The organism is Streptomyces sp. GMY02 (assembly GCF_019056675.1).
GTDB lineage: Bacteria > Actinomycetota > Actinomycetes > Streptomycetales > Streptomycetaceae > Streptomyces > Streptomyces odonnellii.
Genome location: NZ_CP077658.1, coordinates 3,272,683 through 3,298,319, shown reverse-complemented (window position 1 = coordinate 3,298,319; position 25,637 = coordinate 3,272,683). Strand labels below are relative to the sequence as shown.

Below are 25,637 nucleotides of genomic sequence, written 5' to 3'. Positions count from 1 at the left end.
CCGTAGGCTGTTTGCGTGCTTCTGCTCGCCGTTGATACCGCCACGCCCGCCGTCACCGTCGCTCTCCACGACGGCAGCTCCGTCCTGGCCGCCGAGAGCCAGGTCGACGCGCGCCGCCACGGGGAGCTGCTCCTCCCCGCCGTCGACCGGGTCCTCGCCGAGGCCGGGCTGAAACTGGAGGCCGTGACGGATGTGGTCGTGGGGGTGGGGCCGGGGCCGTACACCGGACTGCGCGTGGGGCTGGTCACCGCCCTGACCTTCGGCTCGGTGCTGGGGGTGCCGGTGCGCGGGCTCTGCACGCTGGACGGGCTCGCGTACGCCTCCGGACTCGACGGGCCGTTCGTCGTCGCGACGGACGCGCGGCGCAAGGAGGTCTACTGGGCGCGCTATGCGGATGCCCGTACGCGCCTGACCGAGCCCGCGGTCGACCGCCCGGCCGATATCGCCGGGCACGAGCAGGTGGCGGGGGTGCCGGCGGTCGGGGCCGGGGCACGGCTCTACCCGGAGGTCTTCCCGGACGCGCGGGGGCCTGAGCACCAGTCGGCGGCGGCGCTCGCGTCGCTGGCGGCGGAGAGGCTGGCGGCGGCCGGGGCAGGGGCGGCGGACGGGGTCGGGACCGAGGCCGGAGCCGGGGGTCCTGGCGAGGGCTTCTTGCCCGCTCTTCCGCTGTATCTGCGCCGTCCCGACGCGGAAGTGCCCAAGAACTACAAGGTGGTCACGCCGAAGTGACCGACGCGACCGACGGGGCAGGGGAGAAGCGAGTGGCGGAGGCGGCCGGCGCGACGGCGGCTCCCGCCGTCTCCCTGCGCGAGATGCGCTGGTGGGACATCGAGCCCGTACTCGCCCTCGAACACGACCTCTTCCCCGAGGACGCCTGGTCGCCCGGCATGTTCTGGTCCGAGCTGGCCCACGCGCGCGGTCCGCGGGCCACCCGCAGTTATGTGGTGGCGGAGACGCGGGACGCCGGGGCGGAGGACGCACGGGAGGAGGGGGCGCCGGGTGGCCGGATCGTCGGTTACGCCGGGCTCGCCGCCGCCGGTGGCATCGGTGACGTACAGACCATCGCCGCGGCCCGCGACCAGTGGGGCACCGGCCTCGGCTCCCGGCTGCTCACCGAGCTGCTCCGGCACGCCACCGCCTTCGAGTGCGAGGAGGTGCTGCTCGAAGTGCGGGTCGACAATCCACGGGCGCAGCGGCTGTACGAGCGGTTCGGCTTCGAGCCGATCGGCTTCCGGCGCGGCTACTACCAGCCCGGCAATGTCGACGCGCTCGTCATGCGCCTCCATATGAAGGCCCGGCAGGACGAAGTCCCGGGCTGATCCGCCGGACCTGCCCGACCCGTCGGACCCGTCCGACCCGTCCGACCCGTACGTACGACTCATACGACCCACAGGCCCACACGACCCATCGAGGAACTGAGATCCATGCCTGACGAACCTCTCGTTCTCGGTATCGAGACGTCCTGCGACGAGACGGGGGTCGGCATCGTCCGAGGGACGACGCTCCTCGCCGACGCCATCGCGTCGAGCGTCGACGAGCACGCGCGCTTCGGCGGGGTGGTGCCCGAGGTCGCGTCCCGCGCGCACCTTGAGGCGATGGTGCCGACGATCGAGCGCGCGCTGAAGGAGGCGGGTGTCTCCGCCCGCGACCTGGACGGCATCGCGGTGACCGCCGGCCCCGGCCTGGCGGGGGCGCTGCTGGTGGGGGTCTCGGCGGCAAAGTCGTACGCGTACGCCCTCGGCAAGCCGCTGTACGGCGTGAACCACCTGGCCTCCCACATCTGCGTCGACCAGCTCGAACACGGTCCGCTGCCCGAGCCGACGATGGCGCTGCTGGTGAGCGGCGGACACTCGTCGCTGCTGCTCGCGCCGGACATCACCAGCGATGTACGGCCGATGGGGGCGACGATCGACGACGCGGCGGGTGAGGCGTTCGACAAGATCGCGCGGGTGCTGCATCTCGGCTTCCCCGGCGGTCCGGTGATCGACCGGCTCGCGCGGGAGGGCGATCCGGCGGCGATCGCGTTTCCGCGCGGGCTGACCGGGCCGCGCGACGCGGCGTACGACTTCTCCTTCTCCGGTCTGAAGACGGCGGTGGCCCGCTGGATCGAGGCGAAGCGGAACGCGGGCGAGGAGGTGCCGGTACGCGATGTCGCGGCCTCTTTCCAGGAGGCGGTGGTCGACGTACTGACCCGGAAGGCGGTCCGCGCCTGCAAGGACGAGGGCGTGGACCATCTGATGATCGGCGGCGGCGTCGCGGCCAACTCCCGGCTGCGCGCGCTGGCCGCCGACCGCTGCGAACGCGCGGGCATCCGCCTGCGGGTCCCGCGGCCGGGCCTGTGCACGGACAACGGCGCGATGGTGGCGGCACTGGGCGCGGAAATGGTCGCCAGGAACCGGTCGGCGTCGGACTGGCAACTGTCGGCGGACTCGTCGCTGCCGGTGACGGAGCCGCACGTACCGTCGCACGACGACAGCGGGCACGCCCATGGAGGGCGTGACGACGGCGGTGATGATCGTGGCGAGCACGGCCACGGTGGGCACGGCGATGGCGGGCACGGGCATGGCGGGCACGGACATGATCACCTGCATGAGCTGAGCAAGGAGAACCTGTACTCGATGAGGCCGAGGCACGTATGACCGTGGCCGTGATGTGGGAGGCGAAGGCGGCCCCTGGCCGCGGCGCGGAACTCCTGGCCTGGGCCCGTTCCCAGCCCCTCCCGCACACCCCCCTCCGTCAGGACCTCCTCCGGGCCCCAGAGGACCGGGTTCTGATCATCACCTGGTGGCCCGCCCCCCACGCCCACCAGCCCCCCGAACTTCCCGACCCCCCTCCGCATCTGACCGCCCGCCCGGTCCACCGCTGGCGCTTCGAGGCGGTGGAGTAGCGGGCGGCGGGCGGGCCGGACGAAGAAGTTCCGGGCGTGTGTCGATCGGGGCGGATTCTGTTCGACGTATCAGTGAGAGGCGGGAACAGCCCGCGTCCTACTGAGGAGGCACCATGCCGCGCTTTCTGTCCATCATCAGCACTGACGAGAAGAAGGCGCCCACGGGCGGCCCGAGTCCTGAGCTGATGCGGCGGATGGGGGAGCTGATCGAGGAGATGACCAAGGCCGGGGTGCTGCTGGACACCGCCGGGCTGACGCCGTCCGCCCATGGTGTGCGGTACCGGCAGACCGCCGGGGAGCTCACGGTCACGGACGGCCCGTTCACCGAGGCCAAGGAGGTCGTCGGCGGGTACGCGATCCTCCAGGCGAAGGACAAGGAGCAGGCCGCCGAGTGGGTCCGGCGGTTCGTGGACATCCACGAGGAGGAGTACGACATCACGGCCGAGCTCCGCGAGATCGTCGAGCCGTGAGCGGTGGAGCCCGGCGCGAGTGAGCGGCGGGGCCGACGGGGGTGAGCGGCGGGAGCCGACGCGGGTGCGGCGGGGTCCGGCGCGGTCAGGCCGGCGATCGCGTTGTCCTGGGTGGTGTCAGGAGCTTGTCAGGAGCTCGTGAGGATGACGAGTTGCTGGGTCGCCCGGGTCATCGCGACATAGCGGTCGACCGCTCCCTCGATGCCCTTGCCGAACGCCTCCGGGTCGATGAGGACGACCAGGTCGAACTCAAGCCCCTTCGACAGCTCCGGCGTCAGTGACCGGACGCGGGACGTCGCCCGGAACGCGGGATCGCCGATGACACAGGCGATTCCGTCGGCGTGTGCGGCGAGCCAGTCATCGAGGATCGAGTGCAGATCGGACACGGATCCGTGTACGACGGGGATGTCGCTGCTGCGGATGGAGGTCGGCACATTGGCGTCGGGGAGCGCGGCCCGGATGACCGGCTCGGCTTCCGCCATGATTCCTTGCGGCGTCCGGTAGTTGATGCTCAGGGAGGCCACGTCGATCCGGTCGAGGCCGATCCGTTCAAGCCGCTCCTGCCACGACTCCGTGAACCCGTGCCTGGCCTGGGCGCGGTCCCCGACGATGGTGAAGCTCCGCGACGGGCAGCGGAGCAGCAGCATCTGCCACTCCGCGTCGGTCAGTTCCTGGGCCTCGTCCACGACGATGTGCGCGAACGGGCCGGCGAGCAGGTCCGGTTCGGCGGTGGGCAGTACTGTCTCGTCGACCAGGCTGACTTCGGCGTCCTTGCCGCGCAGCATCGTCACCAGGCCCTCGCCGTCGTCACCGTCGGCGCCGGAGTCGGCCGCGGCGTCGATCAGGTTGTCGACGACCCGCGTCATGTGCTCGCGCTGGGCGGCGAGGACGGCCTCGTTCCGGCGCTTGCGTCGGGCCGCCTCCGGGTCGCCGAGCCGCTGCCGTGCGGCGTCAAGGAGAGGCAGGTCGGACACCGTCCAGGCCTGGGGGGCCTCCTTGCGCTGTAGCTTCCCGACCTCGTCGGGGCCGAGCCAGGGAGCGCACATCCGCAGATAGGCGGGGACCGACCAGAGGTCTCCGACGAGGTCGGCCGCTTCGAGCAGCGGCCACGCGCGGTTGAAGGCCGTGAGCAGCTCCCTGTTCTGCCGCAGTGACCTGCGGAGCAGGTCGGGCGAGACGTCGCCGTCGTGCGCGTCCACCAGGATCGTGAGCAGCTCGTCCCAGACCTGGTCGCGCGCCTCGTTGTGCGGAGTACCAGGTTCTGCCGCATCGAACGCCACGGCCCAGTCGTCGGCGCTCAGCCGGATGTCGGACCAGTGGGTCGTGACCGTCATCCCCTTGGCGGGCGGCTCCTCGTAGAACCGGACGGCCTTCTCGATCGCCTTCACCATGTCCGCGGACGACTTCAGGAGGGCCACGTCGGGGTCGGTCTCGGTCGCTGCCGCGGCTCCCTCGGCGACGAGGTCCCGTAGGACGCAGGTCTGTACGCCCTCTTCGCCGAGGCTGGGCAGGACGTCGGCCACATAGGCCAGATAGGGCCGGTGCGGACCGACGAACAGTACGCCGCCGCGGCGGTGACCGAGGCGGGGGTCGGAGTAGAGGAGGTAGGCGGAGCGGTGCAGAGCGACGACGGTCTTCCCCGTACCCGGACCGCCGTCGACGACGAGAGCGCCACGGGATCCGGCCCGGATGATGGCGTCCTGGTCGGCCTGGATGGTGCCGAGCACGTCCCGCATCCGTGCCGACCTGTTGCCGCCCAGGCTGGCGATGAAGGCGGACTGGTCGTCGAGCGCGGCGTGCCCTTCGAGTCCGTCGGCGGTGAACACCTCGTCCCAGTAGTCGCTGATCCGGCCGCGGGTCCAGCGATATCTGCGGCGGCTCGCCAGCCCCATCGGGTTGGCGTGGGTGGCTCCGAAGAACGGCTCGGCGGCGGGGGAGCGCCAGTCGAGCAGCAGCCGGCGCCCCGAGCTGTCGGTGAGGCCGAGCCGCCCGACGTACACCGGCTCGGGGCTGTCGGCGCTGACCATGTGTCCGAGGCACAGGTCCAAACCGAAGCGGCGCAGGGCGCGCAGACGACCGGTCAGCCGGTGGATCTCCACATCCCGGTCCATCGCCTGCCGCCCCATGCCGCCGGGCGCCTTGCGCTCGGCGTCGAGGCGGCCGGACAGTTCGGCGATCGCCTGCTGAAGGCTCTGTGCGATGGCGGCGAAGTGCCGCTCGTCGTCGGCGATCAGTGCTGTGGCGGCTTTGGGGGAGAGATGGGCGGGGAGGTCGAACGCGCTGGTGCCCGGGGAGTTCCCGTCATCAGCTTTGAACTGCACACGCACTTCGTGAATCTCCCGTTTCCGCAGGTTCTGGGCTTGGCCAGTGATTCTGCGGTACGGCGGGGGCCTTGCCGCAAGCCCCCGGGTGCGCTATAGGTTGAAGGTGGCGGGGGGTCTCACACCCCCTCCCGCATCCCCTCCAACTCCCCCCTCACCCGCAGCAGTTCTCTCCGCCTTCCCCTCGCCCGTACCATCGCCGCCCCCGCCACCGCCGTCAGCAGTGCCCCCGTCAGGCCTGTGCTCAGGGCCGCTGCCGGGGTGGCTCGTACAGCAGCGAGTGCGATTCCCGCGACCGTTGTCGTGGCCGTCGCCGTCAGGGCGAGGCCGGCGCCCACCACGCGGTCCTGGGCGTACAGCGGGCGGCGCCTGCCGAGTGCCCGGGCCGCGAACGCCGCCCAGGCCAGGCCCACCGTGATCAGGCCACCGAAGGCGGCCTGGGTGCGCACCGGCAGCGTCTCCGGCTCCGTGGCCCACAGGACCGTGATCAGCCCCGCCCCGCACAAGCCCGCCAGCCCCACCGCGAGATGCCTCATCCGGGACGGCAGCGAGACCTCCGCCGCCAGCATCCGCTCCAGGCTCTCCGGCACCTCTCGGCCGGCCCCGTTGCCGCTTCCGGACCCACTCCCGTACGTCCGCTCGTTCACGGCCTGAACAGCCCCCTCAGCCGCTGTCGCGCCGCTCGCGCCCGCCGCCGCCCCCGCCTGCCCTGCTGACCAGCCGTTCCAGGCGATCGAAGCGCTCATGCATCGCCCGCAGCTCGTCCGCGACCTCCGCCTCCCCCTCGCGCCCGGCGTGTTCGACGGCCAGGGCGAGCCGGCGCATCCGGTGGACGGCGTTGCTCACGAACCAGGTCGCCAGCGACGCGGTCACGATGCTGAAGACCGAGATGCCCACGAACATCACCACACCCGCGATGACCCGCCCCCACGGAGTGACCGGATACAAGTCCCCGTAACCGACCGTCGTGGCCGTCTCGACGGACCACCACAGCGCGACCGGGAAGGACGTGATCGTCGCGCGGGGCGCCGAGGTCTCGACCGGGACGATGATCCAGGAGCCGATCAGCAGCACGAGTACGAGGAGCAGCGCGGCCCAGATGGCGGCCTTCACATGGAGCCGCTGCCAGTGCTCACCTCTCAGCAGCCGTTTCAGCAGGTACGCGAAGGAGATCGGCGGCATGGCCCCGAAGCTACTCGTGGTCGGCCGCCGGCCCCGCCCCTGACACACACCCTCGTCGGCGCCCCACGCTGCGCACCGCTACCCTCTGCCCAATGATCAGCAGGACCAGCAGGACCAGCCCCTCCGCTGCCTCCGCCGCCACCCGCCTGCCGCCGCCCCCGCCGCCCCTCCATCTCCGTACCTGGCCCGACCACGAAGCGCTGCTCGCGGACCGGGCCGCCGCCCTGGCCACGCTGACCGTACGGCGGCTCGGGATCGGCCGGCTCGTGCTGCTCTGGCTGCTGGGCGCGGTCGGCGTGGTCGGCTGGGCCGCCGTCGGACTGGCCATCCAGAGTTTCGAACAGGGCGGTCTGAACCAGGTGACCGGTCTGGTCGCGCTGTTCCTCGCCGCGCTACTGCTGATACCCACCGGGGTCGCGCTCGGCTTCTGGCTGGAGCGGGGCCGTACCGTACGGCTGCTCCTGGAGGCCTGGGCCGACCTCGCCCGGGACCCCGCGGTGGATGTACGCGTACGGGCCCACCGCCGGTGCGTGCTGTGGCTGCTGCCGTCCGTGGCGCTCTGCCTGCTGGGGATGTGGGCGACGGCCGCCGCCTGGTCCTCCGCCAGCGCTGGACCCGGTTCGCCCACCGTGGGCGAGACGGTCTACGCGCTGGGTCTCGGCCTCACGGTCCTGGCGACCGGGGTGCTGGGCGCCGTCCAGTCGTACGCGCATCAGAGCTGGTCGGGGCGGTTCCTCAGCCCGGTCCCCGAACGCTGGGGCGGAGGCGCGCACCGCTGAGCCGGTGCCCCGGGTGACCGTCCTGTCCTGAGTTCCGCGAGTGTCCGTCCTATCCTGAAGGGAGAACGCATGCGCCATTCACGGTGAAGGGGCGGCGGATGGAATGGCTCTGGTGGATATTCGTCTTCTTCATCGTCGGCGGCTTCGGCTGGATCGCCGACACCGGCCGCACCGCGCTCCGCACCCGCCACGAGCGCAGAATCGAGCTTCTGAGGCTTGAGGAGAAGGAACGGCTGGCCCTGGAGCAGGCCCACAAGCCCCCGGTGCCGGTCTGCGGCTGCACGCACCACCTTGCGAAGCATGACAAACGGGGCAAGTGTCATGAGGATGTCGAGGTGGCGACGGAGTGGGACGAGAACAAGAAGCCACTCCACTACGAACGCAGGCAGTGCAACTGCCAGCAGTACATCGGCCCGCAGCCGCTGTCGCAGATCTACGCGGACGACCTGACCGACCTCCAGTAAGCCCCACCGGGCGTCTCACGCCTGCCCCACCGGCCCTCTGGCGCCTGCCCCACCGCGCCCCTTGTCCTCGCCCTTGGCCCCTGCCCGGACGGGCCTCTCACGCCTCCACCGGATGCCCCAGCAGCATCGTCGGGGCGCCCGCCACGCGGGTCAGGAAGACCGTCACCGAGTGCGGACCCTTGAGTTTGAGCCGGCGCCGGAGTTCCTCCGGTTCCACGGCCGAGCCGCGCTTCTTCACCGTCAGGATCCCGACTTCGCGTTCGCGCAGCAGGGCCTTGAGCTTCTTGAGGCCGAAGGGGAGTTCGTCGGTGATTTCGTAGGCGGTGGCGTACGGGGTGGGGCGCGGCTCGTCGGCCGTGATGTACGCGATCGTCTCGTCCAGCAGGCCGCCCTCCAGCTCCTCGGCCACCTCGGCGACCAGATGCGCGCGGATGACGGCGCCGTCCGGTTCGTAGAGGAAACGGCCGGTGGCGCGGACGGGCGGGTCGGGGAGGCCGCGGCCGGTGAGGGTCACCGTGGGTCGGCCGGGGGCGAGCAGGGTGGCGCGGCGGGCACCGGGGGTGACGGAACCGGACGTTCCGCTGCGGCCGTCGTACCAGAGCACCGCCTCCTTGACGTCCCCGGAGTCCGAGATCCACTCGGCCTCGAAGTCGTCGGGGATCAGCTCGTGCGGAATGCCGGGCGCGATCTTGACCGCGCCCGTGCCGGCCCGTCGTACCGCCTCGACCGCCCACGACAGTGGCGGTGAGTAGGCCTCCGGATCGAAGATCCTGCCCCGGCCGCCGCGCCGGGCGGGGTCGATGAAGACGGTACGGGCCCCGGCCAGGTCGTACTCCAGGACATCGGCGCGCGTCACCGTCGCGGGCGGAGCGGGCGGACCCGGCGGACCGGGCGGAGCGGCCGAAGTGCCCCGGGTGGCCGAAGTGGCCTGCGCGCTCTGCGCGCCCGGAGCCAGCATGCGCAGGTTCGCGGCGGCGATCTCGCAGGTCAGCGGGTCGAGATCGACGGCCGTCACGGCGAAGCCCGCGCGGGCCAGCTCGATCGCGTCGCCGCCGATGCCGCAGCAGAGGTCGGTGATCCGGCGCTCCGGGGCCAGTGCGCGGAACCGGGCGGCCCGGTGGGCGGCGACGGTGGAGCGGGTGGCCTGTTCGATTCCGTTCGGCGTGAAGTACATGCGGTACGCGTCCTCCGCGCCGAACTTCGCCACCGCGCGCTGGCGCAGCCGCGCCTGGGTCAGCGCCGCCGAGACCAGCTCGGCCGGGTGCTCGCGGCGCAGCCGGGTGGCGACGGCGAGTTCCCCCGCGGGGTCGTGGTCGCGCAGCTCGGCGAGGAGCGCCTGGCCCTCGGCGGAGAGCAGCGGCGCGAGCAGCGGGGAGTCGGCGCCGAGGGAGGCAGGGGCGCTCTGGTGAGAGGCGGTGTGCGGGGGTGCGGAGGCGCGGTCGGTCACCCGGTCCATTGTGGGCCAGCCGGGCGATGGTGGGCGCCCCGGCGGCGCTGTCGTCCGGGCGCGGGCACCCCGCGCTGACAGGATCCGACACCATGCAACTAGTACGACAAAACGAAGAAATGATGACAAGGGTGACGGCGAAGGGAGGCAGGGGCGGTACGGGGGACAGGCGGGGCGCGGACGCCGCCACAAGCGGCGGACAGAGCGCAGGGGCAAGCACGGCCACGGCCGCGGCGGCGCCGCGCGCGCGAGGCAGACGCGGCCGCGCCGTACTGGCCGCACTCCTCGTCGGCGCGGTCGTCTGCGGATGCACCGCCGGCACCGGCGAGGTGCCCAGGCCCGCGGGCGCGCACCCCGGCCAGCCGGGCGCCCCCGGCCATGGCGGGCCGGACGCGCAGGAGGAGGCCCCGGCCGGGATGATCGCCGGTTACGCCGACAACCTCCGCCGCAATCAGGCCGCCCGTGCGATCGCAGCCAAGAAGTGGGGGCTCGACGCCACCCCGCTGCCGGCGCCCAGACCGCCGAGCGTCAAGCCGGTCATCACCACCCGCAAGGGCTTCGAGGTCGAGGACAGCGAGAATCTGCCGCCGATCTTCACCACCGTCCCGACCAAGGACAAGGTCGTCTTCCTGACCATCGACGACGGCTCCGAGAAGGATCCCGACCTGCTCCGGATGATGAGCGAGTTGAAGATCCCGTACTCCGCCTTCCTCAGCGACTACGTCATCAAGGACAACTACGGCTACTTCAAGCAGATGCAGGACCAGGGGGTCACCCTCAACAACCACACCCTCAACCACCCCTACATGCCGGGCCTGTCGTACGAGGAGCAGAAGCGGGAAATCTGCGGTCAGCAGGACAAACTCCAGAAGCGGTACGGGCACCGTCCCACGCTCTTCCGGCCGCCCTTCGGCAACTACAACCGCGACACCCTCGTGGCCGCCAAGGAGTGCGGTGTGAAGGCGGCACCCATCTGGGCGTCGGAGGCGTTCCCCGACCACATGGAGTGGCGTGAGTGGGACAAGGACATCCACCCCGGGGACATCATCCTGACCCACTTCCGGGGGCAGGACGAGTGGCCGGGCACCATGCCCGACATGATCCGGCATGTGATGAAGGTGATCACGGACAAGGGGTATTCCGTGGGCCGGCTGGAGGACTACGTATGAGGCGGGAGGTGCTCCGATGAAGCTCGGAAACCGGCTGATGGCGGCCGGAGCACTGGCGGTGGGCGCACTCGTCGCCGCCGGCTGCGCGCAGACGTCCGACCCGGTGGACCCGATCGAACGGCTCGGCCGCAAGGCGGCACAGAAAGCGGCACAGAAGGTCGCCCCGCACGCCTCGCACCCCGCACCGGGCGCGGCCGGGCGAGGAGCCGTACGCCTCGCCCGCCAGCCGCGCGAGATGTGCCCCGGAGAACGGCCGCTCATGGGTGCGGAACGATCGGCGGGCGGTACGGAGGAGTCCGCGGGCGGTACGGAAAAGTCCGCGGGTCGTACGGAAACGGCGACCGCGGGCGGTACGGAGCGGTGGACCGGGGGCGCGGACACGGAGCGGCCGGACACGGAGCCGGGGCCCGGGGGCCCGGGCGTGCGCGCCGGGGGACGGCTGTGAACGTCGCCGCGTTGTCCACAGGCGTGTGCGCTGTTCGTACAGTCGTACGGAATCAAGCCCCTGGTGACGGCGTTCTCCTATCGAGACCGAACCGCCACGCGCAGCCGTATTGGCACTCCGCTTGACCGAGTGCTAATCGCGGTCATAGTCTCGGGTCTGGCACTCCCCCATGGAGAGTGCCAAAGCGCGACTGGCAGGTCCGGCACCCGCGACGACGGATCGACCCTTTCGCCACCCTCAGACAGTCAACCCCGTGAGATCTCCGAAGGGGGAGGTCGGATCGTGACGACCGCCAGCACCAAGGTTGCCATCAAGCCGCTCGAGGACCGCATTGTGGTCCAGCCGCTCGACGCCGAGCAGACCACGGCCTCTGGCCTGGTTATCCCGGACACCGCCAAGGAGAAGCCCCAGGAGGGCGTCGTCCTGGCCGTCGGTCCGGGCCGTTTCGAGAACGGCGAGCGGCTTCCGCTCGACGTTTCCGTCGGCGACGTCGTTCTGTACAGCAAGTACGGCGGCACCGAGGTGAAGTACAGCGGCGAGGAGTACCTCGTCCTCTCGGCTCGCGACGTGCTCGCGATCATCGAGAAGTAATCACCCAGTTCGAGTTTGCTTGTGAACCGCGCCCCTGGCCGCCCTGCGATTGCCGGGCGGACAGGGGCGCGGTTCATGTGAGAGGACAGAGAAGCTCCCATGGCGAAGATCCTGAAGTTCGACGAGGACGCCCGTCGCGCCCTCGAGCGCGGCGTCAACAAGCTTGCCGACACGGTCAAGGTGACGATCGGCCCCAAGGGCCGCAATGTCGTCATCGACAAGAAGTTCGGCGCCCCCACCATCACCAACGACGGTGTCACGATCGCCCGTGAGGTCGAGATCGACGACCCGTACGAGAACCTCGGTGCCCAGCTCGTGAAGGAGGTGGCGACCAAGACCAACGACATCGCGGGTGACGGCACCACCACCGCCACCGTGCTGGCCCAGGCGCTGGTCCGCGAGGGCCTGCGCAATGTGGCCGCGGGCGCGTCCCCGGCCGCCCTGAAGAAGGGCATCGACGCCGCGGTCAAGGCCGTCTCCGACGAGCTGCACTCGACCGCCCGTCCGATCGACGACAAGTCCGACATCGCCGCCGTGGCCGCGCTCTCCGCGCAGGACCAGCAGGTCGGCGAGCTGATCGCCGAGGCGATGGACAAGGTCGGCAAGGACGGTGTCATCACTGTCGAGGAGTCCAACACCTTCGGTCTGGAGCTGGACTTCACCGAGGGCATGGCCTTCGACAAGGGCTACCTGTCGCCGTACATGGTGACCGACCAGGAGCGTATGGAGGCCGTCCTCGACGACCCGTACATCCTCGTCCACCAGGGCAAGATCTCCTCCATCCAGGACCTGCTCCCGCTGCTGGAGAAGGTCATCCAGGCGGGTGGCTCCAAGCCGCTGCTGATCATCGCCGAGGACGTCGAGGGCGAGGCGCTCTCCACCCTCGTCGTCAACAAGATCCGTGGCACCTTCAACGCGGTCGCGGTGAAGGCCCCCGGCTTCGGTGACCGCCGCAAGGCCATGCTCGGCGACATCGCCACCCTCACGGGTGCGACCGTCATCGCCGAGGAGGTCGGCCTCAAGCTCGACCAGGCCGGTCTCGACGTGCTGGGCTCCGCCCGCCGCGTCACCATCTCCAAGGACGACACGACCATCGTCGACGGCGGCGGCAACGCCGGGGACGTCGCGGGCCGCGTCAACCAGATCAAGGCCGAGATCGAGTCCACGGACTCCGACTGGGACCGCGAGAAGCTCCAGGAGCGCCTCGCGAAGCTGGCCGGCGGCGTGTGCGTGATCAAGGTCGGCGCCGCCACCGAGGTGGAGCTGAAGGAGAAGAAGCACCGTCTGGAGGACGCCATCTCCGCGACCCGCGCCGCGGTCGAGGAGGGCATCGTCTCCGGTGGTGGCTCCGCTCTGGTGCACGCCGCCAAGGTGCTGGAGGGCAACCTCGGCAAGGAGGGCGACGAGGCCACCGGTGTCGCGGTCGTCCGCCGCGCCGTCGTCGAGCCGCTGCGCTGGATCGCGGAGAACGCGGGCCTCGAGGGCTACGTCATCACCGCGAAGGTGGCGGAGCAGGACAAGGGCCACGGCTTCAACGCCGCGACCGGCGAGTACGTCGACCTGGTGAAGGCCGGTGTCATCGACCCGGTCAAGGTCACCCGTTCGGCGCTGGAGAACGCCGCGTCCATCGCGTCGCTGCTGCTCACGACCGAGACGCTGGTCGTCGAGAAGCCGGCCGAGGACGAGCCCGAGGCGGCTCAGGGCGGCCACGGCCACAGCCACTGAGACCCGGCGCGTACGCCCGTACGGTCACACCGAGGCCCGGCACCCCGCTCAGGGGCGCCGGGCCTCGGCGCGTCCCACGACCGGCCCGCACCGGTGCCCGGGCTCCGGCACGTCGGCGGGCCCGGGGGCTCCTCGTACCGGTGCCCGACGCGCGGGCCCGTGCGCGTCACCGCGTCCCGGACCGTCTCACGCCTCAGCTCCCCGCCCCCGCGACCATGCCGGTGCGCCGGCGGCCTCGGCGCGTCGTCTACTGCGGTCCGTACTTGCGGCCCGTCTTCGAGGTGACTCCGCCCAGCAGGCCGCGCGGCGCCAGCTTTACCGCGCCCATCAGCGCCTTGTACCGCGGGTCCGGTACGGACACCGTCTTGCCGCGGGCCAGATCCGCCAGCGCCGCCTCCACCACCCGGTCCGCGTCGAGCCACATCCAGCCCGGGATGTTGTCCGTGCCCATCCCGGCCCGCTCATGGAACTCGGTCCGTACGAACCCCGGGCACAGCACCATCAGCCGTACCCCCGTCCCCGCCACATCCCGGGACACGCCCTGGGTGAACTGCACCACCCAGGCCTTCGAGGCGCCGTACGTCCCGCGCGGTACGAACGCGGCCACGGACGCCACATTGACGACTCCGCCCCGGCCCCGCTCCCGCATGCCCGCCACGCCCGCCGAGGTGAGCCGCAGTACCGCCTCGCAGTGCACCTTCAGCATGGTCAGCTCGTCGGCCATGGAGACTTCGAGGAAACGGCCCTTGTTGCCGAATCCCGCGTTGTTGACCAGCAGATCGACGGACTGTCTGAGGTCCGAGAGCCGCCTCTCCACCGACGCGATCCCGCTGTCGGTGGAGAGGTCGGCGGTCAGTACCTCGGCCTCGATGCCGTGCCGGTCGTGCAGCTCGGTGGCCTGGTCCCGCAGGCGTGCGGTGTCACGCGCCACGAGGACGAGATTGTGCCCGTCCGCCGCCAGCCGGCGCGCGAAGGCCGCGCCGATCCCGGCCGTCGCGCCCGTAATCAAAGCAGTCGTCATACGGGCACGTTAGTGCCTGGATCAGTGGCCCTGATGTGCGTGGACGGCAGATGGACGACCTGCCCGCTGCCCCTTGTCGACCACCACGAACTGCCCCATCATCCCCTGGTCTTCGTGGTAGAGCAGATGGCAGTGGTACATGTACGGGGCATTCGGGTCGGCCGGCCCGTCGAACCGTATCGCCAGCTTCACCGTCGTACGGTCCGGCAGGAAGACGGTGTCCTTGGCGCCGCGCAGGGCCGGTTCCGGTGCGTGGCCGTTCACCGACAGGACCCTGAACTGCACCCCGTGGACATGGAAGTTGTGCGGCATCCCATTGGTGTTCCGTACGGTCCAGATCTCCGTGGCCCCGCGTGTGACCGTGCCGTCGATCCGGCCCATGCTCATGGGCCTGCCGTTGATCCCCGTCACCTGGAGGTTGAAGAACCGCCCGCGCGCGGCATGCGAACCGTCCGGTATCTCGGGCTTCTCCAGGGTGGCGGGCAGCGCCGGCGAGTGCCGCAGCCGCTTCTGGGCGCGCAGTTCCAGTACGTCGAAGGTGTCGTCGCCGCCGTTGAAGCGCTGGTTGTAGAAGTCCTGGCCGATGGAGAGCGGGTAGCTGCGCAGTACGGTGCGTTCCCCGGGCCGTACCCGTACCACGATCTCGGCGCGCTCGCCCGGCGAGAGCTGGATCCGGTTCATGGGCGCGGCCTTCTCCAGCAGCCCGCCGTCGGTGGCGATCAGCGAGAACTCCCGGTCGTCGTCGAAGCCGAAGTCATAGGTGCGGGCGGACGAGGCGTTGAGGAGCCGCAGCCGTACGAGTTCGTCGCCGACCACGCGGTACGGGTCGAGGGTGCCGTTCACCATCGTCCGGTCCCCGAGGAAGCCGACGGTCTGCAACAGCCCGTGGCCGTGGTCGAAGCGGGCCCCGTCGAACTTCACGTCCTGGACGATCAGCGGCAGATCGTTGACCCCGTACGTGTCGGGCAGTCCGAGCCCGAGGGACTTCGCGTCGTCGAGGATGAACATCCCGGCGAGACCGCGCTGGACATGGTCCTCGGTCTCGCCGTGCGGATGCGGGTGGTACCACAGCGTCGCGGCCTGCTGGTCGATCTTCCAGTGCGGTGACCAGGTCGCTCCGGGGGCGACCAGCTGGTGCGGGCCGCCGTCCATCGCCGCGGGCAGCCGCATTCCGTGCCAGTGCACGGTCGATGCCTCGTCCAGCGTGTTGCTGACCCGTATCCGGACCTTCTCACCGCGCTGGGCGCGCAGTGTGGGCCCCAGATAGCTGCCGTTGAAGCCCCAGGTCGGGGTCTTCTGCCCGGCGGTGAACTCGGTCTCGCCGGCCTGCATCCGCAGGTCGAAGACCCGGGTGCCGTCGGGGCCGACCGACGACTTGGCGAGCGGTGGTACGGCGAGCTGGTTACGGAAGGTGCCGCGGCCGGCCGTGGAGACCTTGGCGCCGGAGTACACCCAGAGGAATCCGCCGCCGGCCGCCACGGTCAGGACGATCCCGAAGGACACGAGAATGATGAGGAGACGCTTGAACCCAGACATGATCCGAGCGTCCCGGCGGGCCGGGTCCCGCTTCATCGGGGGCGCCCCCGAGGCACCCCCGAGACCCCGCCCGTCACTCTCAGGGGCATCCCCTACGCATGAAGTATTCCGTCCAACCCGCCCCAGGTCAGGGCCACTTCACCACGGGCACCAACCCTTAGGGGGTGTCGCCGCGAGCAAGGGCCGGGCGCCTGCCGGGCACGGCTTGAGGCGTTCCGCGCCGGCCGCTTGAGTGTCCCGTCTCAGACGCCCTGCCCGTACCGCTCGACGTACTCGCGTGCCTTCTTCAGCTTCTCCGAGTGGAGCGCCTCACCGGCCGCGAGGAGACGCGGCAGCAGATCCCGTTCGGTCGTGACGGCACGGAAGGCCAGGGACACCGTCACCTCGTGCGCGGGCCGGTGGACGATCTCGATCGGATCGCCCGCACGGATCTCACCCGGAGTGATGACCCGGAAATACGCTCCCGTCACCGCCTGGCCGGTGAACCGCTTGATCCAGCCGCGCTCGCCGAGCCACCCCTGGAACGTACGGCACGGAATCCGGCCGCTCGTCGCCTCCAGCACCACATCGGGGCCGATCCGCCAGCGCTCCCCGATCCTCGCGCCGGTGATGTCCATCCCGGAGGTGGTGAGATTCTCGCCGAAGATCCCGTTGGGCAGCGGCCGGTCCAACTCCCTTTCCCAGAAGTCGAGATCCTCCCGCGCGAACGCGTACACCGCCTGGTCATTGCCGCCGTGATGGCGCAGATCGCAGACCGAGTCCCCGACGATCCCGCTGCCGCCCGCGCCCTTGGGACCGGGATCCGCCACCCGCACGGGACCGTCGGCGGGACGCTTGTCGATACCCGTGAGGCCGCCCGGTGCGTCCGAGTACTCGACGGCCTTCGGCCGCCCCACATTCACGGTCAGAAGTTTCATACGCCCCACGCTATCCGCCGTCTTCTGCCGCGCCCTTTGAATTCCCGCGCCCCGCCGACTCCCGGAACTCCCGTGTTCCAACTCCCATGCTTCTCAAACTAATCCGCCATTATCTGGCAGCTTCCCAAAGAGTCGCTTATGGTGAAGAAATGATTGAGGCCCGCCATCTCCGCGTACTGCGCACCGTGGCCGCCACCGGCTCGTTCTCGGCGGCGGCGCGCGAGCTGGGCTGCACACAGCCGGCGGTCAGCCAGCAGATGAAGACGCTCGAATCGTCCGCGGGCACCCCGCTGATCGTCCGTACCGGCCGTGAGACCCGGCTGACGGAGGCCGGGGAAGTGCTCGTACGGCACGCGACGGGCATACTCGCCGGACTCACCGCCGCCGAGGAGGAGATGGCGGCCATCGCGGGGCTGCGGGCGGGCCGGGTCAGGCTCGTGTCGTTCCCGAGCGGCAGCTCCACGCTGGTGCCCGCCGCGCTCGCCGCGCTGCGCGCCGCCCACCCCGGCACCCGGGTCTCGCTCGTCGAGGCGGAGCCGCCCGCCTCGGCGGCGCTGCTGCGGGACGGCGACTGCGATGTGGCGCTGGCGTTCCGGTACGGCGGCTCCGCGGGGGAGTGGGACGACCTGGTCGTACGCCCCCTGCTGGTGGACCGGCTCGTCGCGGTGGTCCCCGACGGGCACCGGCTCGCGGACACGGGGACGGTACGGCTCGGGGAGCTGGCGGACGAGCCGTGGATCGCGGGCTGTCCGCGCTGTCGTGGTCAACTCGTCGACGCCTGCGAGGAGTCGGGGTTCACGCCCCGGATCGATTTCGCCACGGACGACTATCCGGCCGTGATCGGGCTGGTCGCGGCGGGTCTCGGGGTGGCGATGCTGCCGGAGCTGGCGCTGGAGTCCGTACGCCCCAAGGGGGTCCGTACGCTCGCGGTCGAGCCGTCGGTGCGCCGGGAGATCGTCGCGCTGACGCTGCCGGATCTGGCGTCCGTACCGGCGGTCGCGGCGACATTGGATCAACTGGTCCTGGCCGCCGCGCGCTGATGCCCCGCGGGCGTGAGCGGCAGGAGTGCGGTGGGCTCCTGGAGAGCGGGAGCCGAGATTGCAGGAACGTTTCTTCGCTGATTTCGTCAGGCTTCCGTCAATCGTCGGAGTGGCCGTTGGCTCCGCTGCCGCTGCCGTTGGCCGACGGGGGCGCCGAATTGGGGGCCGACGACGAGGGGGCCGAGGCCGACGCCGTGATCAGCCGGGTGCGGGCTCGCCCCATGAGTTCCTCGCGCTCGTCCTCGGTCAGCCCGCCCCACACGCCGTACGGTTCGCGCACCGCCAGCGCGTGCGCCGCGCACTCCGCTCGTACCGGGCAGCGCATGCACACCTCTTTCGCCGAGTTCTCTCGCGCGCTGCGTGCGGCTCCCCTTTCGCCTTCGGGGTGGAAGAAGAGTGAACTGTCGACGCCACGACAAGCCGCCAGGAGCTGCCAGTCCCACAGATCGGCGTTCGGTCCGGGAAGGCGGGAGAAATCTGCCATTGCTCATGTCCCCTTGAAACCGTGCTGAGGCGGATACGGGCCGCTGTGGACGCCGGGTACGAGCCCGACGCGCAACTCGCACCGGTGCTCACGACCGTACATCTACTATCCAAGTAGATGTAAATATGACTCATTGCGAATCTAGCCACAGACACCAGCAAAAGTGAAGAAAAGCCGCTAAATGGGGCATTAGCTCTGCGTGAAGCCGGGAGAACCCGGGAAGAGCGCCGTCGCTCTCCTCTGTGCGCGACCCCTCACAGGGAGTGCCGAACTCCACCGTCCGACCCGTAACTCTTTCGAGTGACCGTCGTTGAGTGTGCGAGGCGGTTGAGAGAACGAGCGCTCGGGCACATGTCCGAGGGCGTCAATCGCACAGGTGACGATATGTACCCAGCCTGGAGGCTCAAGGTGACGCGCACTAGCTGCGGAGGACGGTCATGACATCCGTCCTCGTCTGCGACGACTCCCCGCTTGCCCGAGAGGCGCTCCGCCGCGCGGTCGCGACCGTGCCCGGCGTCGAGCGCGTGACGACCGCGGCCAACGGGGAGGAAGTCCTCCGCCGCTGGGGCGCCGACCGGTCCGACCTGATTCTGATGGACGTACGCATGCCCGGTCTGGGCGGCGTCGAGACGGTCCGGCGGCTGCTCTCGGCCGATCCCGGCGCCCGGATCATCATGCTCACGGTCGCGGAGGACCTGGACGGGGTCGCGCTCGCGGTCGCCGCCGGTGCCCGCGGCTATCTGCACAAGGACGCCTCGCGCGCCGAACTGCGCGCCACCGTCACCCAGGCGCTCGCCGACCCGACCTGGCGGCTCGCGCCGCGCCGGCTCCGCTCCGCCGAGATGGGCGCCGCGCCCACGCTCACCGCGCGCGAGATCCAGGTGCTGGAAGGTATGAGCCACGGCCGGTCGAACGCGGAGATCGGCCGTGAGCTGTTCCTCTCCGAGGACACGGTCAAGACGCACGCCAGGCGCCTGTTCAAGAAGCTCGGCGCCTCGGACCGCGCGCACGCGGTGGCGCTCGGCTTCCGCTGGGGCCTGGTCCGCTGAGGCAGCGGGCCCGCACTCCCCGCCCGCCGCCGGGTCCCGTCCACGTCCTGTCCGGCCCGATCCACACGACGCGCCCCAGGGCGTGCCCGCCGGACGGGGCCCAGCCGGACAGGACCCGGGCGGAACCGGGCGGATCCGGTGCCGAGCCGGGCAGGGCCGGGCCCCGGCCGAGCCGGACACGCCCTTGGCGGAGCGGGACAACGTACGCCCGTGGGCGCCCGTTTCCCGCGCGATGCCGCATCCTTGAGGTGTGGAGTTCCTCGGGGACGAGTCGGACGAGCGCGAGGGGAGGGCGCAGGGGATGAGTTCTGCCGCACCCGCTCATAACGCTTCGGTGCACAACTACGGACGCGGTGCCACCGATCAGCAGCGGCCAAGGCACCATGGTCCGATGCGCGATGACGAGACCACGGTGATCGGTGCGCTCGTTCACCGTGCCGTCGACGGCGACGAACAGGCCACGCACGATCTCCTGGCCCGTGTTCATCCGCTCGCGCTCCGCTACTGCCGTACGCGGCTGAACAGGCTGCCCGGCGACGCACGGCACTTCGTGGAGGACCTCGCGCAGGAGGTCTGTGTCGCGGTTCTGATGGCGCTGCCGCGCTACCGCGACACCGGCAGACCCTTCGAGGCCTTCGTCTTCGCCATCGCCGGGCACAAGGTCGCCGATCTGCAGCGGGCCGCCATGCGCCACCCCGGATCCACGGCCGTGCCGTCCGACGAGATGCCCGAGCGCCCCGACGACTCCCTGGGGCCCGAGGAGCGGGCGCTGCTCAGCAGCGACGCCGAGTGGGCCAAGAAACTCCTCGCCAATCTTCCGGAGAACCAGCGCGAACTGCTGGTGCTGCGGGTCGCGGTCGGGCTGACCGCGGAGGAGACGGGACAGATGCTGGGGATGTCGCCGGGCGCGGTCCGGGTCGCCCAGCACCGCGCGCTGAGCAGGCTGCGGGCACTGGCCGAGCAGTGAGCCCGGACGGTCCGGCCGGTGTCACCCGGCGGTCCACGGGCGGCCGGCCCGCCGCCTCGCGGCGATCCGATCGGCGCGGGGCGGGGTCCGGATCGGTACGGGCGTGGAATGTGAGGCCCATGAAGCCCGTTAGCATGGACATCCGCACCGATCAAGGCCATATGGAGAAGGTGTCATGACCGCTAACGTCGACGGAGTGCCCGAGAAATTCGCGACGCTCGGGCTGACATACGACGACGTGCTGCTGCTGCCGGGCGCGTCCGACATGTCGCCCGACGTCATCGACACCTCCTCGTACCTCTCCAAGAACGTCAAGGTGAACATCCCGCTGCTCTCGGCGGCGATGGACAAGGTCACCGAGGCCCGGATGGCGATCGCCATGGCGCGGCAGGGCGGCGCCGGGGTGCTGCACCGCAATCTCTCGATCGTCGACCAGGCCAACCAGGTGGACCTGGTGAAGCGCTCCGAGTCCGGCATGGTGACCGACCCGATCACGGTCCACCCGGACGCGACGCTCGTCGAGGCCGACCGGCTCTGCGCCAAGTTCCGGATCAGCGGGGTCCCGGTCACCGACCGCGGCGGCAAGCTGCTGGGCATCGTCACCAACCGTGACATGGCCTTCGAGGCGGACCGTACGCGCCAGGTGCGCGAGGTCATGACACCGATGCCGCTGGTCACCGGCAAGGTCGGTATCTCGGGTGTGGACGCCATGGAGCTGCTGCGCCGCCACAAGATCGAGAAGCTGCCGCTGGTCGACGACGCCGGAGTCCTCAAGGGCCTGATCACGGTCAAGGACTTCGTCAAGGCGGAGAAGTACCCGAACGCGGCCAAGGACAAGGACGGCCGGCTGCTGGTCGGCGCGGCCGTCGGGGTCGCGGGCGACGCGTACGAGCGGGCCCAGGCGCTGATCGAGGCGGGTGTGGACTTTATTGTCGTCGACACCGCGCACGGCCACTCCCGGCTGGTCGGGGACATGGTCGCCAAGATCAAGTCCAATTCCTCGGTGGATGTCATCGGCGGCAATATCGCCACCCGTGACGGTGCCCAGGCGCTGATCGACTCGGGCGCGGACGGCATCAAGGTCGGGGTCGGCCCCGGCTCGATCTGTACGACGCGTGTGGTCGCCGGGATCGGCGTCCCGCAGGTCACCGCGATCTACGAGGCCTCGCTCGCCGCCAAGGAGGCCGGGGTGCCGGTCATCGGCGACGGCGGCCTCCAGTACAGCGGCGACATCGCCAAGGCGCTGGTCGCGGGCGCGGACACGGTGATGCTGGGCTCGCTGCTCGCGGGGTGCGAGGAGTCGCCGGGTGAACTGCTGTTCATCAACGGCAAGCAGTTCAAGTCGTACCGCGGCATGGGTTCGCTGGGCGCGATGCAGTCCCGCGGCGAGCAGCGTTCGTACTCGAAGGACCGCTACTTCCAGGAGGGCGTGGCGTCCGACGAGAAGCTGGTGCCCGAGGGCATCGAGGGCCAGGTGCCCTACCGGGGCCCGCTCTCCGCGGTCGTCCACCAGCTCACCGGCGGGCTGCGGCAGTCGATGTTCTATGTCGGCGGGCGGACGGTGCCCGAGCTCCAGGCGCGCGGCCGGTTCGTACGGATCACCTCGGCGGGGCTCAAGGAGAGCCACCCGCACGACATCCAGATGACCGTCGAGGCACCGAACTACACCAAGGGCTGAGCGTCCAGGGCCGACGACCTGGGCTGAGCGCTCACGGACTGGGCGCGCACGCACACCGCGCAAACATCGAGGGGCGGTCCCGGCGGTCCGGGGCCGCCCCTCGCGGGTGCGCCGGGGGTGCGCCGGGCGGTTCGGGGATACTGGACAACGCAGACGCAGAGGGAAAGGCCACACATCGTGACTGAGATCGAGATCGGGCGCGGCAAGCGCGGCCGCAGGGCGTACGCCTTCGACGACATCGCCGTCGTCCCGAGCCGGCGCACCCGGGACCCGAAGGAGGTCTCGATCGCCTGGCAGATCGACGCCTACCGGTTCGAGCTGCCTTTCCTGGCCGCTCCCATGGACTCGGTCGTCTCCCCGTCGACCGCCATCCGGATCGGTGAGATGGGCGGTCTGGGTGTGCTCAACCTGGAAGGTCTGTGGACCCGGTACGAGGACCCGCAGCCGCTGCTCGACGAGATCGCCGGTCTCGACGGGCCGAGCGCCAACCGCAGGCTCCAGGAGATCTACGCCGAGCCGGTCAAGGAAGAGCTGATCGGGCAGCGCATCAAGGAGGTGCGGGACTCGGGCGTGGTCACGGCGGCCGCGCTCTCGCCGCAGCGCACCGCGCAGTTCTCCAAGGCCGTGGTGGACGCCGGGGTGGACATCTTCGTCATCCGCGGGACGACGGTCTCCGCGGAGCATGTCTCGGGCGCCGCCGAGCCGTTGAACCTGAAGCAGTTCATCTACGAGCTGGATGTGCCGGTCATCGTCGGCGGCTGCGCCACGTACACGGCGGCGCTGCATCTGATGCGTACGGGCGCGGCGGGCGTGCTGGTCGGCTTCGGCGGCGGCGCCGCGCACACCACCCGCAATGTGCTGGGCATCCAGGTGCCGATGGCCACGGCCGTCGCGGATGTGGCGGCGGCCCGCCGGGACTACATGGACGAGTCCGGCGGCCGGTACGTGCATGTCATCGCGGACGGCGGGGTCGGCTGGTCCGGCGACCTGCCCAAGGCGATCGCGTGCGGAGCGGACGCGGTGATGATCGGCTCCCCGCTGGCGCGGGCGTCGGACGCGCCGGGCAAGGGGCACCACTGGGGCATGGAGGCGGTCCACGAGGACGTGCCGCGCGGCAAGCTGGTGGATCTGGGGATCGTGGGGACGACGGAGGAGGTCCTGACGGGGCCTTCGCACATCCCGGACGGCTCGATGAACTTCTTCGGCGCGCTGAAGCGGGCGATGGCGACGACGGGCTACAGCGAACTCAAGGAATTCCAGCGGGTGGAGGTGACGGTGGCGGACTCCCAGCACCGCCGCTGAGTTCGGTGCCGCGGGTTCTGTGCGTACGGGGTGCGTACGGGACGCGTGCGTACGGAAGGGTGCCCGGACCAGGCATACGGCCCCGGTCCGGGCACTTTCGCGTATACGTCAGAGGCCGAGGAAGTGGCTGACCGCGTGCTCCACTTCGGCCAGTTCGTCCCGGTCGAGGAAGTGCACCGGGTCTCCGTGGATGAACGCGACGTCTACGGTGCGGATCTGATCGACGAGCAGGCGGGTGAGGGAGCCGGCGATCTCCAGCTCGGGACGGAAGACGGCCGCTTGCGCGCTGGTGGATGTCGGGATGATCGTGGCCACGCTCCAGGGCATCGAACTCGGGCTCATGACAAGCCCGTAGCGCCTGCCCCGCTGCTCGTGCCCGCGCTTCGCGTCGCCCAGGTCGACGCGATAGACGGCGCCGCGGATCACCAGGCGTCCTCGTCGGACGAGACGTCCTCGTCGGCCAGCCGCTCGGCGTCCGTCCGCGCCTGGGCGAGCCAGGACTCCCGCTCCAGCAGCCGCAGGGCGCGCCGGATGACATCGCTCGTACGCTCACCCTCGCGCATCGATGTCCGGATGATGCGCTCGTCCTCTTCGGTGGGCCTGAACCCTATGGTCGCTGCCATGCCGTCCAGGCTAGCCTGGTGTGCGGCAACTGTCCAACAAATGTACAACCCGCAGCTCAGAGCCGGTGTGCTGTGCCCGCTGGGCTTGCTCCTCTTGTGTCCAGCAGGAGTTGTGCCTTGACCGCCAGGCCCTGGAGGTCGTACGTGCGGTGGTGCTGGAGCAGCAGTGTCAGGTCCGCCTGGGCCGCCGCCTCGTAGAGCGAGTCCGCGCGGGGCACGGGGAGTTCACGTACGCGCCAGTCCGGGACGTACGGGTCGTGATAGCTGACCGTCGCGCCCAGGTCCATCAGCCGGCAGGCGATCTCCGTGGCCGGTGAGCTCTCCTGGTCGGCCAGGTCCGGTTTGTAGGTGACGCCGAGGAGCAGGATCCGCGCGCCGCGTGCCGACTTGCCGTGTTCGTTGAGGAGGGCGGCGCAGCGCTGGATGACGTACCGCGGCATCCGTGCGTTGATCTCCTGCGCGAGCCCGACCATGCGCAGCGGATGCCCGGGCGTGCTCCCCGCGTACGGCAGATGGCTGGGGTCCATGGGTACGCCGTGGCCGCCGACGCCGGGTCCCGGCCGGAACGCCTGGAAGCCGAAGGGCTTGGTCTCGGCGCAGCGGATGACGTCCCAGAGGTCGACGCCGAGGTCGTGGCAGAGCACGGCCATCTCGTTGACGAGCGCGATGTTGACATGCCGGAAGTTGGTTTCGAGGAGTTTGACGGTCTCGGCCTCGCGCGGGCCGCGCGCCCGTACGACCTTGTCGGTCAGCCGCCCGTAGAACGTGGCGGCCGATTCGGTGCAGGCGGGGGTGAGGCCGCCGATCACCTTGGGGGTGTTGGCGAAGCCATGGGTGCGGTTGCCGGGGTCGAGCCGGCCGGGGGAGTACGCGAGGTGGAAGTCGCGCCCGGCGCGCAGGCCCGAGCCCTCTTCGAGGAGGGTGCGGAGGAAGCCCTCGGTGGTGCCGGGCGGTGCGGGCGACTCCAGCAGCACGGTTGTGTGCGGGCGCAGCCGCGCGGCCAGGGCGCGGGCCGCGTCGCCGACCGCGCTCAGATCCGGGGTTCCGTCGGCGCCGAGGGGGGTGGGGGCGCAGATGACGGCGGTACGGACCCGGCCCAGCTCGGTCGGGTTGGTGGTCGGCCGGAAGCCCCCCGAGAGCATCCGGCGGATCTCCGAGGCGGTGAGCGAGCCCTCGACGGGCGGATGTCCCGCCGCCAGCTCGGCGACGGGCCGCGGGTCGGTGTCGTAGCCGATGGTGTCGATACCGGCGGCCGCGGCGGCCTGGGCGAGCGGCAGCCCGAGGTGACCGAGTCCGATGACGGCGAGATCTGCGGGCATGGAGGTGGGCCGTCCTTCCCTTAGCCGAAGTGGACAGAGAGCGCAAGCCCGGTGGACAGAATGGGGAAGCGCAATGTCAGACTAGGCGTAAATATGACCGTTCTGTGGTATTGCGCGGCCGGGCACGCCCGTTTCTCCACCGAGCGGTTCCCCTGTGACGGCCGGTGTGACCGGGGTTATCCACAGCCGGTGGCTGAAGTCGCGTGGTGCGGACAGAATCG

At 70.6% G+C, this 25,637-nt stretch carries 27 protein-coding genes; 16 read left to right on the top strand and 11 right to left on the bottom strand.

Annotated features, from left to right (window positions below; translation table 11 throughout):
• The first annotated feature begins 15 nt into the window (after nt 1–15).
• The 5 genes from tsaB to KQY30_RS13740 all read left to right on the top strand — a co-directional run bounded on the left by tsaB (nt 16) and on the right by KQY30_RS13740 (nt 3,357).
• On the top strand, nt 16–729 hold the full coding sequence (tsaB, locus tag KQY30_RS13760) for a tRNA (adenosine(37)-N6)-threonylcarbamoyltransferase complex dimerization subunit type 1 TsaB (RefSeq protein ID WP_217307079.1): 714 nt from the start codon (nt 16–18) through the stop codon (nt 727–729).
• 83 nt (nt 730–812) lie between these two features.
• Nucleotides 813–1,319 (top strand): GNAT family N-acetyltransferase, encoded by a 507-nt coding sequence (locus tag KQY30_RS13755; RefSeq protein ID WP_217311044.1) that lies wholly within the window; start codon nt 813–815, stop codon nt 1,317–1,319.
• Between the two features lie 105 nt (nt 1,320–1,424).
• Nucleotides 1,425–2,639 (top strand): tRNA (adenosine(37)-N6)-threonylcarbamoyltransferase complex transferase subunit TsaD, encoded by a 1,215-nt coding sequence (gene tsaD / locus KQY30_RS13750; protein ID WP_217307078.1) that lies wholly within the window; start codon nt 1,425–1,427, stop codon nt 2,637–2,639.
• The gene (locus KQY30_RS13745) at nt 2,636–2,887 is read left to right on the top strand and encodes a hypothetical protein (protein WP_217307077.1); all 252 of its coding nucleotides are present in this window, start codon (nt 2,636–2,638) and stop codon (nt 2,885–2,887) included. The genes tsaD and KQY30_RS13745 overlap by 4 nt, the downstream gene beginning before the upstream one ends.
• Before the next feature lie 113 nt (nt 2,888–3,000).
• On the top strand, nt 3,001–3,357 hold the full coding sequence (locus KQY30_RS13740) for a YciI family protein (protein ID WP_217307076.1): 357 nt from the start codon (nt 3,001–3,003) through the stop codon (nt 3,355–3,357).
• 128 nt (nt 3,358–3,485) lie between these two features.
• Here KQY30_RS13740 and helR read toward each other — a convergent pair whose 3' ends face one another.
• From helR to KQY30_RS13725, 3 genes are all read right to left on the bottom strand, one after another.
• Nucleotides 3,486–5,678 carry an RNA polymerase recycling motor ATPase HelR gene (helR, locus tag KQY30_RS36415; RefSeq protein ID WP_254407119.1) on the bottom strand — a complete coding sequence of 731 codons (2,193 nt, stop codon included), beginning with the start codon at nt 5,676–5,678 and terminating at the stop codon, nt 3,486–3,488.
• A 119-nt stretch (nt 5,679–5,797) separates the two neighbouring features.
• On the bottom strand, nt 5,798–6,325 hold the full coding sequence (locus KQY30_RS13730) for a transmembrane transport protein (protein WP_254407118.1): 528 nt from the start codon (nt 6,323–6,325) through the stop codon (nt 5,798–5,800).
• A 16-nt stretch (nt 6,326–6,341) separates the two neighbouring features.
• On the bottom strand, nt 6,342–6,860 hold the full coding sequence (locus KQY30_RS13725; protein ID WP_217307075.1) for a potassium channel family protein: 519 nt from the start codon (nt 6,858–6,860) through the stop codon (nt 6,342–6,344).
• A gap of 92 nt (nt 6,861–6,952) precedes the next feature.
• Here KQY30_RS13725 and KQY30_RS13720 point away from each other — a divergent pair, with 92 nt between their 5' ends.
• Together KQY30_RS13720 and KQY30_RS13715 are read left to right on the top strand one after the other, a co-directional pair.
• Complete coding sequence (locus KQY30_RS13720) at nt 6,953–7,639, top strand: hypothetical protein (RefSeq protein ID WP_217307074.1); 687 nt, start codon at nt 6,953–6,955, stop codon at nt 7,637–7,639.
• Nucleotides 7,640–7,737: 98 nt separating this feature from the next.
• Nucleotides 7,738–8,103, top strand: a complete 366-nt coding sequence (locus KQY30_RS13715; RefSeq protein WP_217307073.1) for a hypothetical protein — start codon at nt 7,738–7,740, stop codon at nt 8,101–8,103.
• Nucleotides 8,104–8,200: 97 nt separating this feature from the next.
• Here KQY30_RS13715 and KQY30_RS13710 read toward each other — a convergent pair whose 3' ends face one another.
• Nucleotides 8,201–9,559, bottom strand: coding sequence for a class I SAM-dependent methyltransferase (locus KQY30_RS13710; RefSeq protein ID WP_217307072.1), 1,359 nt, complete (start codon nt 9,557–9,559; stop codon nt 8,201–8,203).
• A gap of 263 nt (nt 9,560–9,822) precedes the next feature.
• Between KQY30_RS13710 and KQY30_RS13705 the strand changes: the two genes are divergently transcribed.
• The 4 genes from KQY30_RS13705 to groL all read left to right on the top strand — a co-directional run bounded on the left by KQY30_RS13705 (nt 9,823) and on the right by groL (nt 13,480).
• Entirely contained in the window at nt 9,823–10,719 is an 897-nt protein-coding gene (locus tag KQY30_RS13705; RefSeq protein WP_254407591.1) for a polysaccharide deacetylase family protein, read from the top strand.
• A 16-nt stretch (nt 10,720–10,735) separates the two neighbouring features.
• Nucleotides 10,736–11,164: a hypothetical protein gene (locus KQY30_RS13700; protein ID WP_217307071.1), complete on the top strand. Its 429-nt coding sequence runs from the start codon at nt 10,736–10,738 to the stop codon at nt 11,162–11,164.
• 282 nt (nt 11,165–11,446) lie between these two features.
• On the top strand, nt 11,447–11,755 hold the full coding sequence (gene groES / locus KQY30_RS13695) for a co-chaperone GroES (protein ID WP_023539274.1): 309 nt from the start codon (nt 11,447–11,449) through the stop codon (nt 11,753–11,755).
• A 99-nt stretch (nt 11,756–11,854) separates the two neighbouring features.
• A complete protein-coding gene (gene groL / locus KQY30_RS13690) occupies nt 11,855–13,480 on the top strand; it encodes a chaperonin GroEL (protein WP_217307070.1) in 1,626 nt (541 codons plus the stop codon).
• Between the two features lie 247 nt (nt 13,481–13,727).
• Here the strand turns inward: groL and KQY30_RS13685 are convergent, their stop codons facing one another.
• From KQY30_RS13685 to KQY30_RS13675, 3 genes are all read right to left on the bottom strand, one after another.
• Complete coding sequence (locus tag KQY30_RS13685) at nt 13,728–14,501, bottom strand: SDR family oxidoreductase (protein ID WP_217307069.1); 774 nt, start codon at nt 14,499–14,501, stop codon at nt 13,728–13,730.
• A gap of 21 nt (nt 14,502–14,522) precedes the next feature.
• Nucleotides 14,523–16,037, bottom strand: a complete 1,515-nt coding sequence (locus tag KQY30_RS13680) for a multicopper oxidase family protein (protein WP_217307068.1) — start codon at nt 16,035–16,037, stop codon at nt 14,523–14,525.
• Between the two features lie 242 nt (nt 16,038–16,279).
• Nucleotides 16,280–16,954, bottom strand: coding sequence for an MOSC domain-containing protein (locus tag KQY30_RS13675; RefSeq protein WP_217307067.1), 675 nt, complete (start codon nt 16,952–16,954; stop codon nt 16,280–16,282).
• Between the two features lie 149 nt (nt 16,955–17,103).
• Here KQY30_RS13675 and KQY30_RS13670 point away from each other — a divergent pair, with 149 nt between their 5' ends.
• Nucleotides 17,104–17,994: a LysR family transcriptional regulator gene (locus KQY30_RS13670; protein WP_217307066.1), complete on the top strand. Its 891-nt coding sequence runs from the start codon at nt 17,104–17,106 to the stop codon at nt 17,992–17,994.
• Nucleotides 17,995–18,091: 97 nt separating this feature from the next.
• Here KQY30_RS13670 and KQY30_RS13665 read toward each other — a convergent pair whose 3' ends face one another.
• Nucleotides 18,092–18,478: a WhiB family transcriptional regulator gene (locus KQY30_RS13665; protein WP_217307065.1), complete on the bottom strand. Its 387-nt coding sequence runs from the start codon at nt 18,476–18,478 to the stop codon at nt 18,092–18,094.
• Nucleotides 18,479–18,915: 437 nt separating this feature from the next.
• On the opposite strand from KQY30_RS13665, the gene KQY30_RS13660 reads away from it, so the two are divergent.
• From KQY30_RS13660 to KQY30_RS13645, 4 genes are all read left to right on the top strand, one after another.
• Nucleotides 18,916–19,527 carry a response regulator transcription factor gene (locus tag KQY30_RS13660; RefSeq protein WP_003948568.1) on the top strand — a complete coding sequence of 204 codons (612 nt, stop codon included), beginning with the start codon at nt 18,916–18,918 and terminating at the stop codon, nt 19,525–19,527.
• Between the two features lie 391 nt (nt 19,528–19,918).
• On the top strand, nt 19,919–20,494 hold the full coding sequence (locus tag KQY30_RS13655; protein ID WP_030351487.1) for a sigma-70 family RNA polymerase sigma factor: 576 nt from the start codon (nt 19,919–19,921) through the stop codon (nt 20,492–20,494).
• A 175-nt stretch (nt 20,495–20,669) separates the two neighbouring features.
• Nucleotides 20,670–22,172, top strand: coding sequence for an IMP dehydrogenase (gene guaB, locus KQY30_RS13650; protein ID WP_217307064.1), 1,503 nt, complete (start codon nt 20,670–20,672; stop codon nt 22,170–22,172).
• Between the two features lie 177 nt (nt 22,173–22,349).
• Nucleotides 22,350–23,474: a GuaB3 family IMP dehydrogenase-related protein gene (locus KQY30_RS13645; RefSeq protein WP_046500678.1), complete on the top strand. Its 1,125-nt coding sequence runs from the start codon at nt 22,350–22,352 to the stop codon at nt 23,472–23,474.
• A gap of 108 nt (nt 23,475–23,582) precedes the next feature.
• On the opposite strand, the gene KQY30_RS13640 is transcribed toward KQY30_RS13645, so the two are convergent.
• Genes KQY30_RS13640 through KQY30_RS13630 form a run of 3 tightly spaced genes read right to left on the bottom strand, consistent with a single transcriptional unit; the run spans nt 23,583 to nt 25,416 of the window.
• Nucleotides 23,583–23,900 (bottom strand): type II toxin-antitoxin system PemK/MazF family toxin, encoded by a 318-nt coding sequence (locus KQY30_RS13640; RefSeq protein ID WP_302185315.1) that lies wholly within the window; start codon nt 23,898–23,900, stop codon nt 23,583–23,585.
• Nucleotides 23,897–24,097: a hypothetical protein gene (locus KQY30_RS13635; protein ID WP_217307063.1), complete on the bottom strand. Its 201-nt coding sequence runs from the start codon at nt 24,095–24,097 to the stop codon at nt 23,897–23,899. Before KQY30_RS13635 ends, KQY30_RS13640 begins: the two co-directional genes overlap by 4 nt.
• A 56-nt stretch (nt 24,098–24,153) precedes the next feature.
• The gene (locus KQY30_RS13630) at nt 24,154–25,416 is read right to left on the bottom strand and encodes a nucleotide sugar dehydrogenase (protein ID WP_217307062.1); all 1,263 of its coding nucleotides are present in this window, start codon (nt 25,414–25,416) and stop codon (nt 24,154–24,156) included.
• Nucleotides 25,417–25,637 lie beyond the last annotated feature (221 nt).

Excerpts from the sequence above, each read along its gene's own strand:
- KQY30_RS13655 (WP_030351487.1), top strand. The coding sequence starts at position 19,919 with ATGCGCGATGACGAGACCACGGTGATCGGTGCGCTCGTTCACCGTGCC.
- KQY30_RS13720 (WP_217307074.1), top strand. The coding sequence starts at position 6,953 with ATGATCAGCAGGACCAGCAGGACCAGCCCCTCCGCTGCCTCCGCCGCC.
- KQY30_RS13710 (WP_217307072.1), bottom strand. The coding sequence starts at position 9,559 with ATGGACCGGGTGACCGACCGCGCCTCCGCACCCCCGCACACCGCCTCT.
- KQY30_RS13700 (WP_217307071.1), top strand. The coding sequence starts at position 10,736 with ATGAAGCTCGGAAACCGGCTGATGGCGGCCGGAGCACTGGCGGTGGGC.
- KQY30_RS13740 (WP_217307076.1), top strand. The coding sequence starts at position 3,001 with ATGCCGCGCTTTCTGTCCATCATCAGCACTGACGAGAAGAAGGCGCCC.
- KQY30_RS13660 (WP_003948568.1), top strand. The coding sequence starts at position 18,916 with ATGACATCCGTCCTCGTCTGCGACGACTCCCCGCTTGCCCGAGAGGCG.
- guaB (WP_217307064.1), top strand. The coding sequence starts at position 20,670 with ATGACCGCTAACGTCGACGGAGTGCCCGAGAAATTCGCGACGCTCGGG.
- KQY30_RS13725 (WP_217307075.1), bottom strand. The coding sequence starts at position 6,860 with ATGCCGCCGATCTCCTTCGCGTACCTGCTGAAACGGCTGCTGAGAGGT.
- KQY30_RS13745 (WP_217307077.1), top strand. The coding sequence starts at position 2,636 with ATGACCGTGGCCGTGATGTGGGAGGCGAAGGCGGCCCCTGGCCGCGGC.
- KQY30_RS13630 (WP_217307062.1), bottom strand. The coding sequence starts at position 25,416 with ATGCCCGCAGATCTCGCCGTCATCGGACTCGGTCACCTCGGGCTGCCG.
- KQY30_RS13685 (WP_217307069.1), bottom strand. The coding sequence starts at position 14,501 with ATGACGACTGCTTTGATTACGGGCGCGACGGCCGGGATCGGCGCGGCC.
- groL (WP_217307070.1), top strand. The coding sequence starts at position 11,855 with ATGGCGAAGATCCTGAAGTTCGACGAGGACGCCCGTCGCGCCCTCGAG.
- KQY30_RS13755 (WP_217311044.1), top strand. The coding sequence starts at position 813 with ATGCGCTGGTGGGACATCGAGCCCGTACTCGCCCTCGAACACGACCTC.
- KQY30_RS13675 (WP_217307067.1), bottom strand. The coding sequence starts at position 16,954 with ATGAAACTTCTGACCGTGAATGTGGGGCGGCCGAAGGCCGTCGAGTAC.
- tsaD (WP_217307078.1), top strand. The coding sequence starts at position 1,425 with ATGCCTGACGAACCTCTCGTTCTCGGTATCGAGACGTCCTGCGACGAG.
- KQY30_RS13680 (WP_217307068.1), bottom strand. The coding sequence starts at position 16,037 with ATGTCTGGGTTCAAGCGTCTCCTCATCATTCTCGTGTCCTTCGGGATC.
- KQY30_RS13665 (WP_217307065.1), bottom strand. The coding sequence starts at position 18,478 with ATGGCAGATTTCTCCCGCCTTCCCGGACCGAACGCCGATCTGTGGGAC.
- KQY30_RS13670 (WP_217307066.1), top strand. The coding sequence starts at position 17,104 with ATGATTGAGGCCCGCCATCTCCGCGTACTGCGCACCGTGGCCGCCACC.
- KQY30_RS13635 (WP_217307063.1), bottom strand. The coding sequence starts at position 24,097 with ATGGCAGCGACCATAGGGTTCAGGCCCACCGAAGAGGACGAGCGCATC.
- KQY30_RS13715 (WP_217307073.1), top strand. The coding sequence starts at position 7,738 with ATGGAATGGCTCTGGTGGATATTCGTCTTCTTCATCGTCGGCGGCTTC.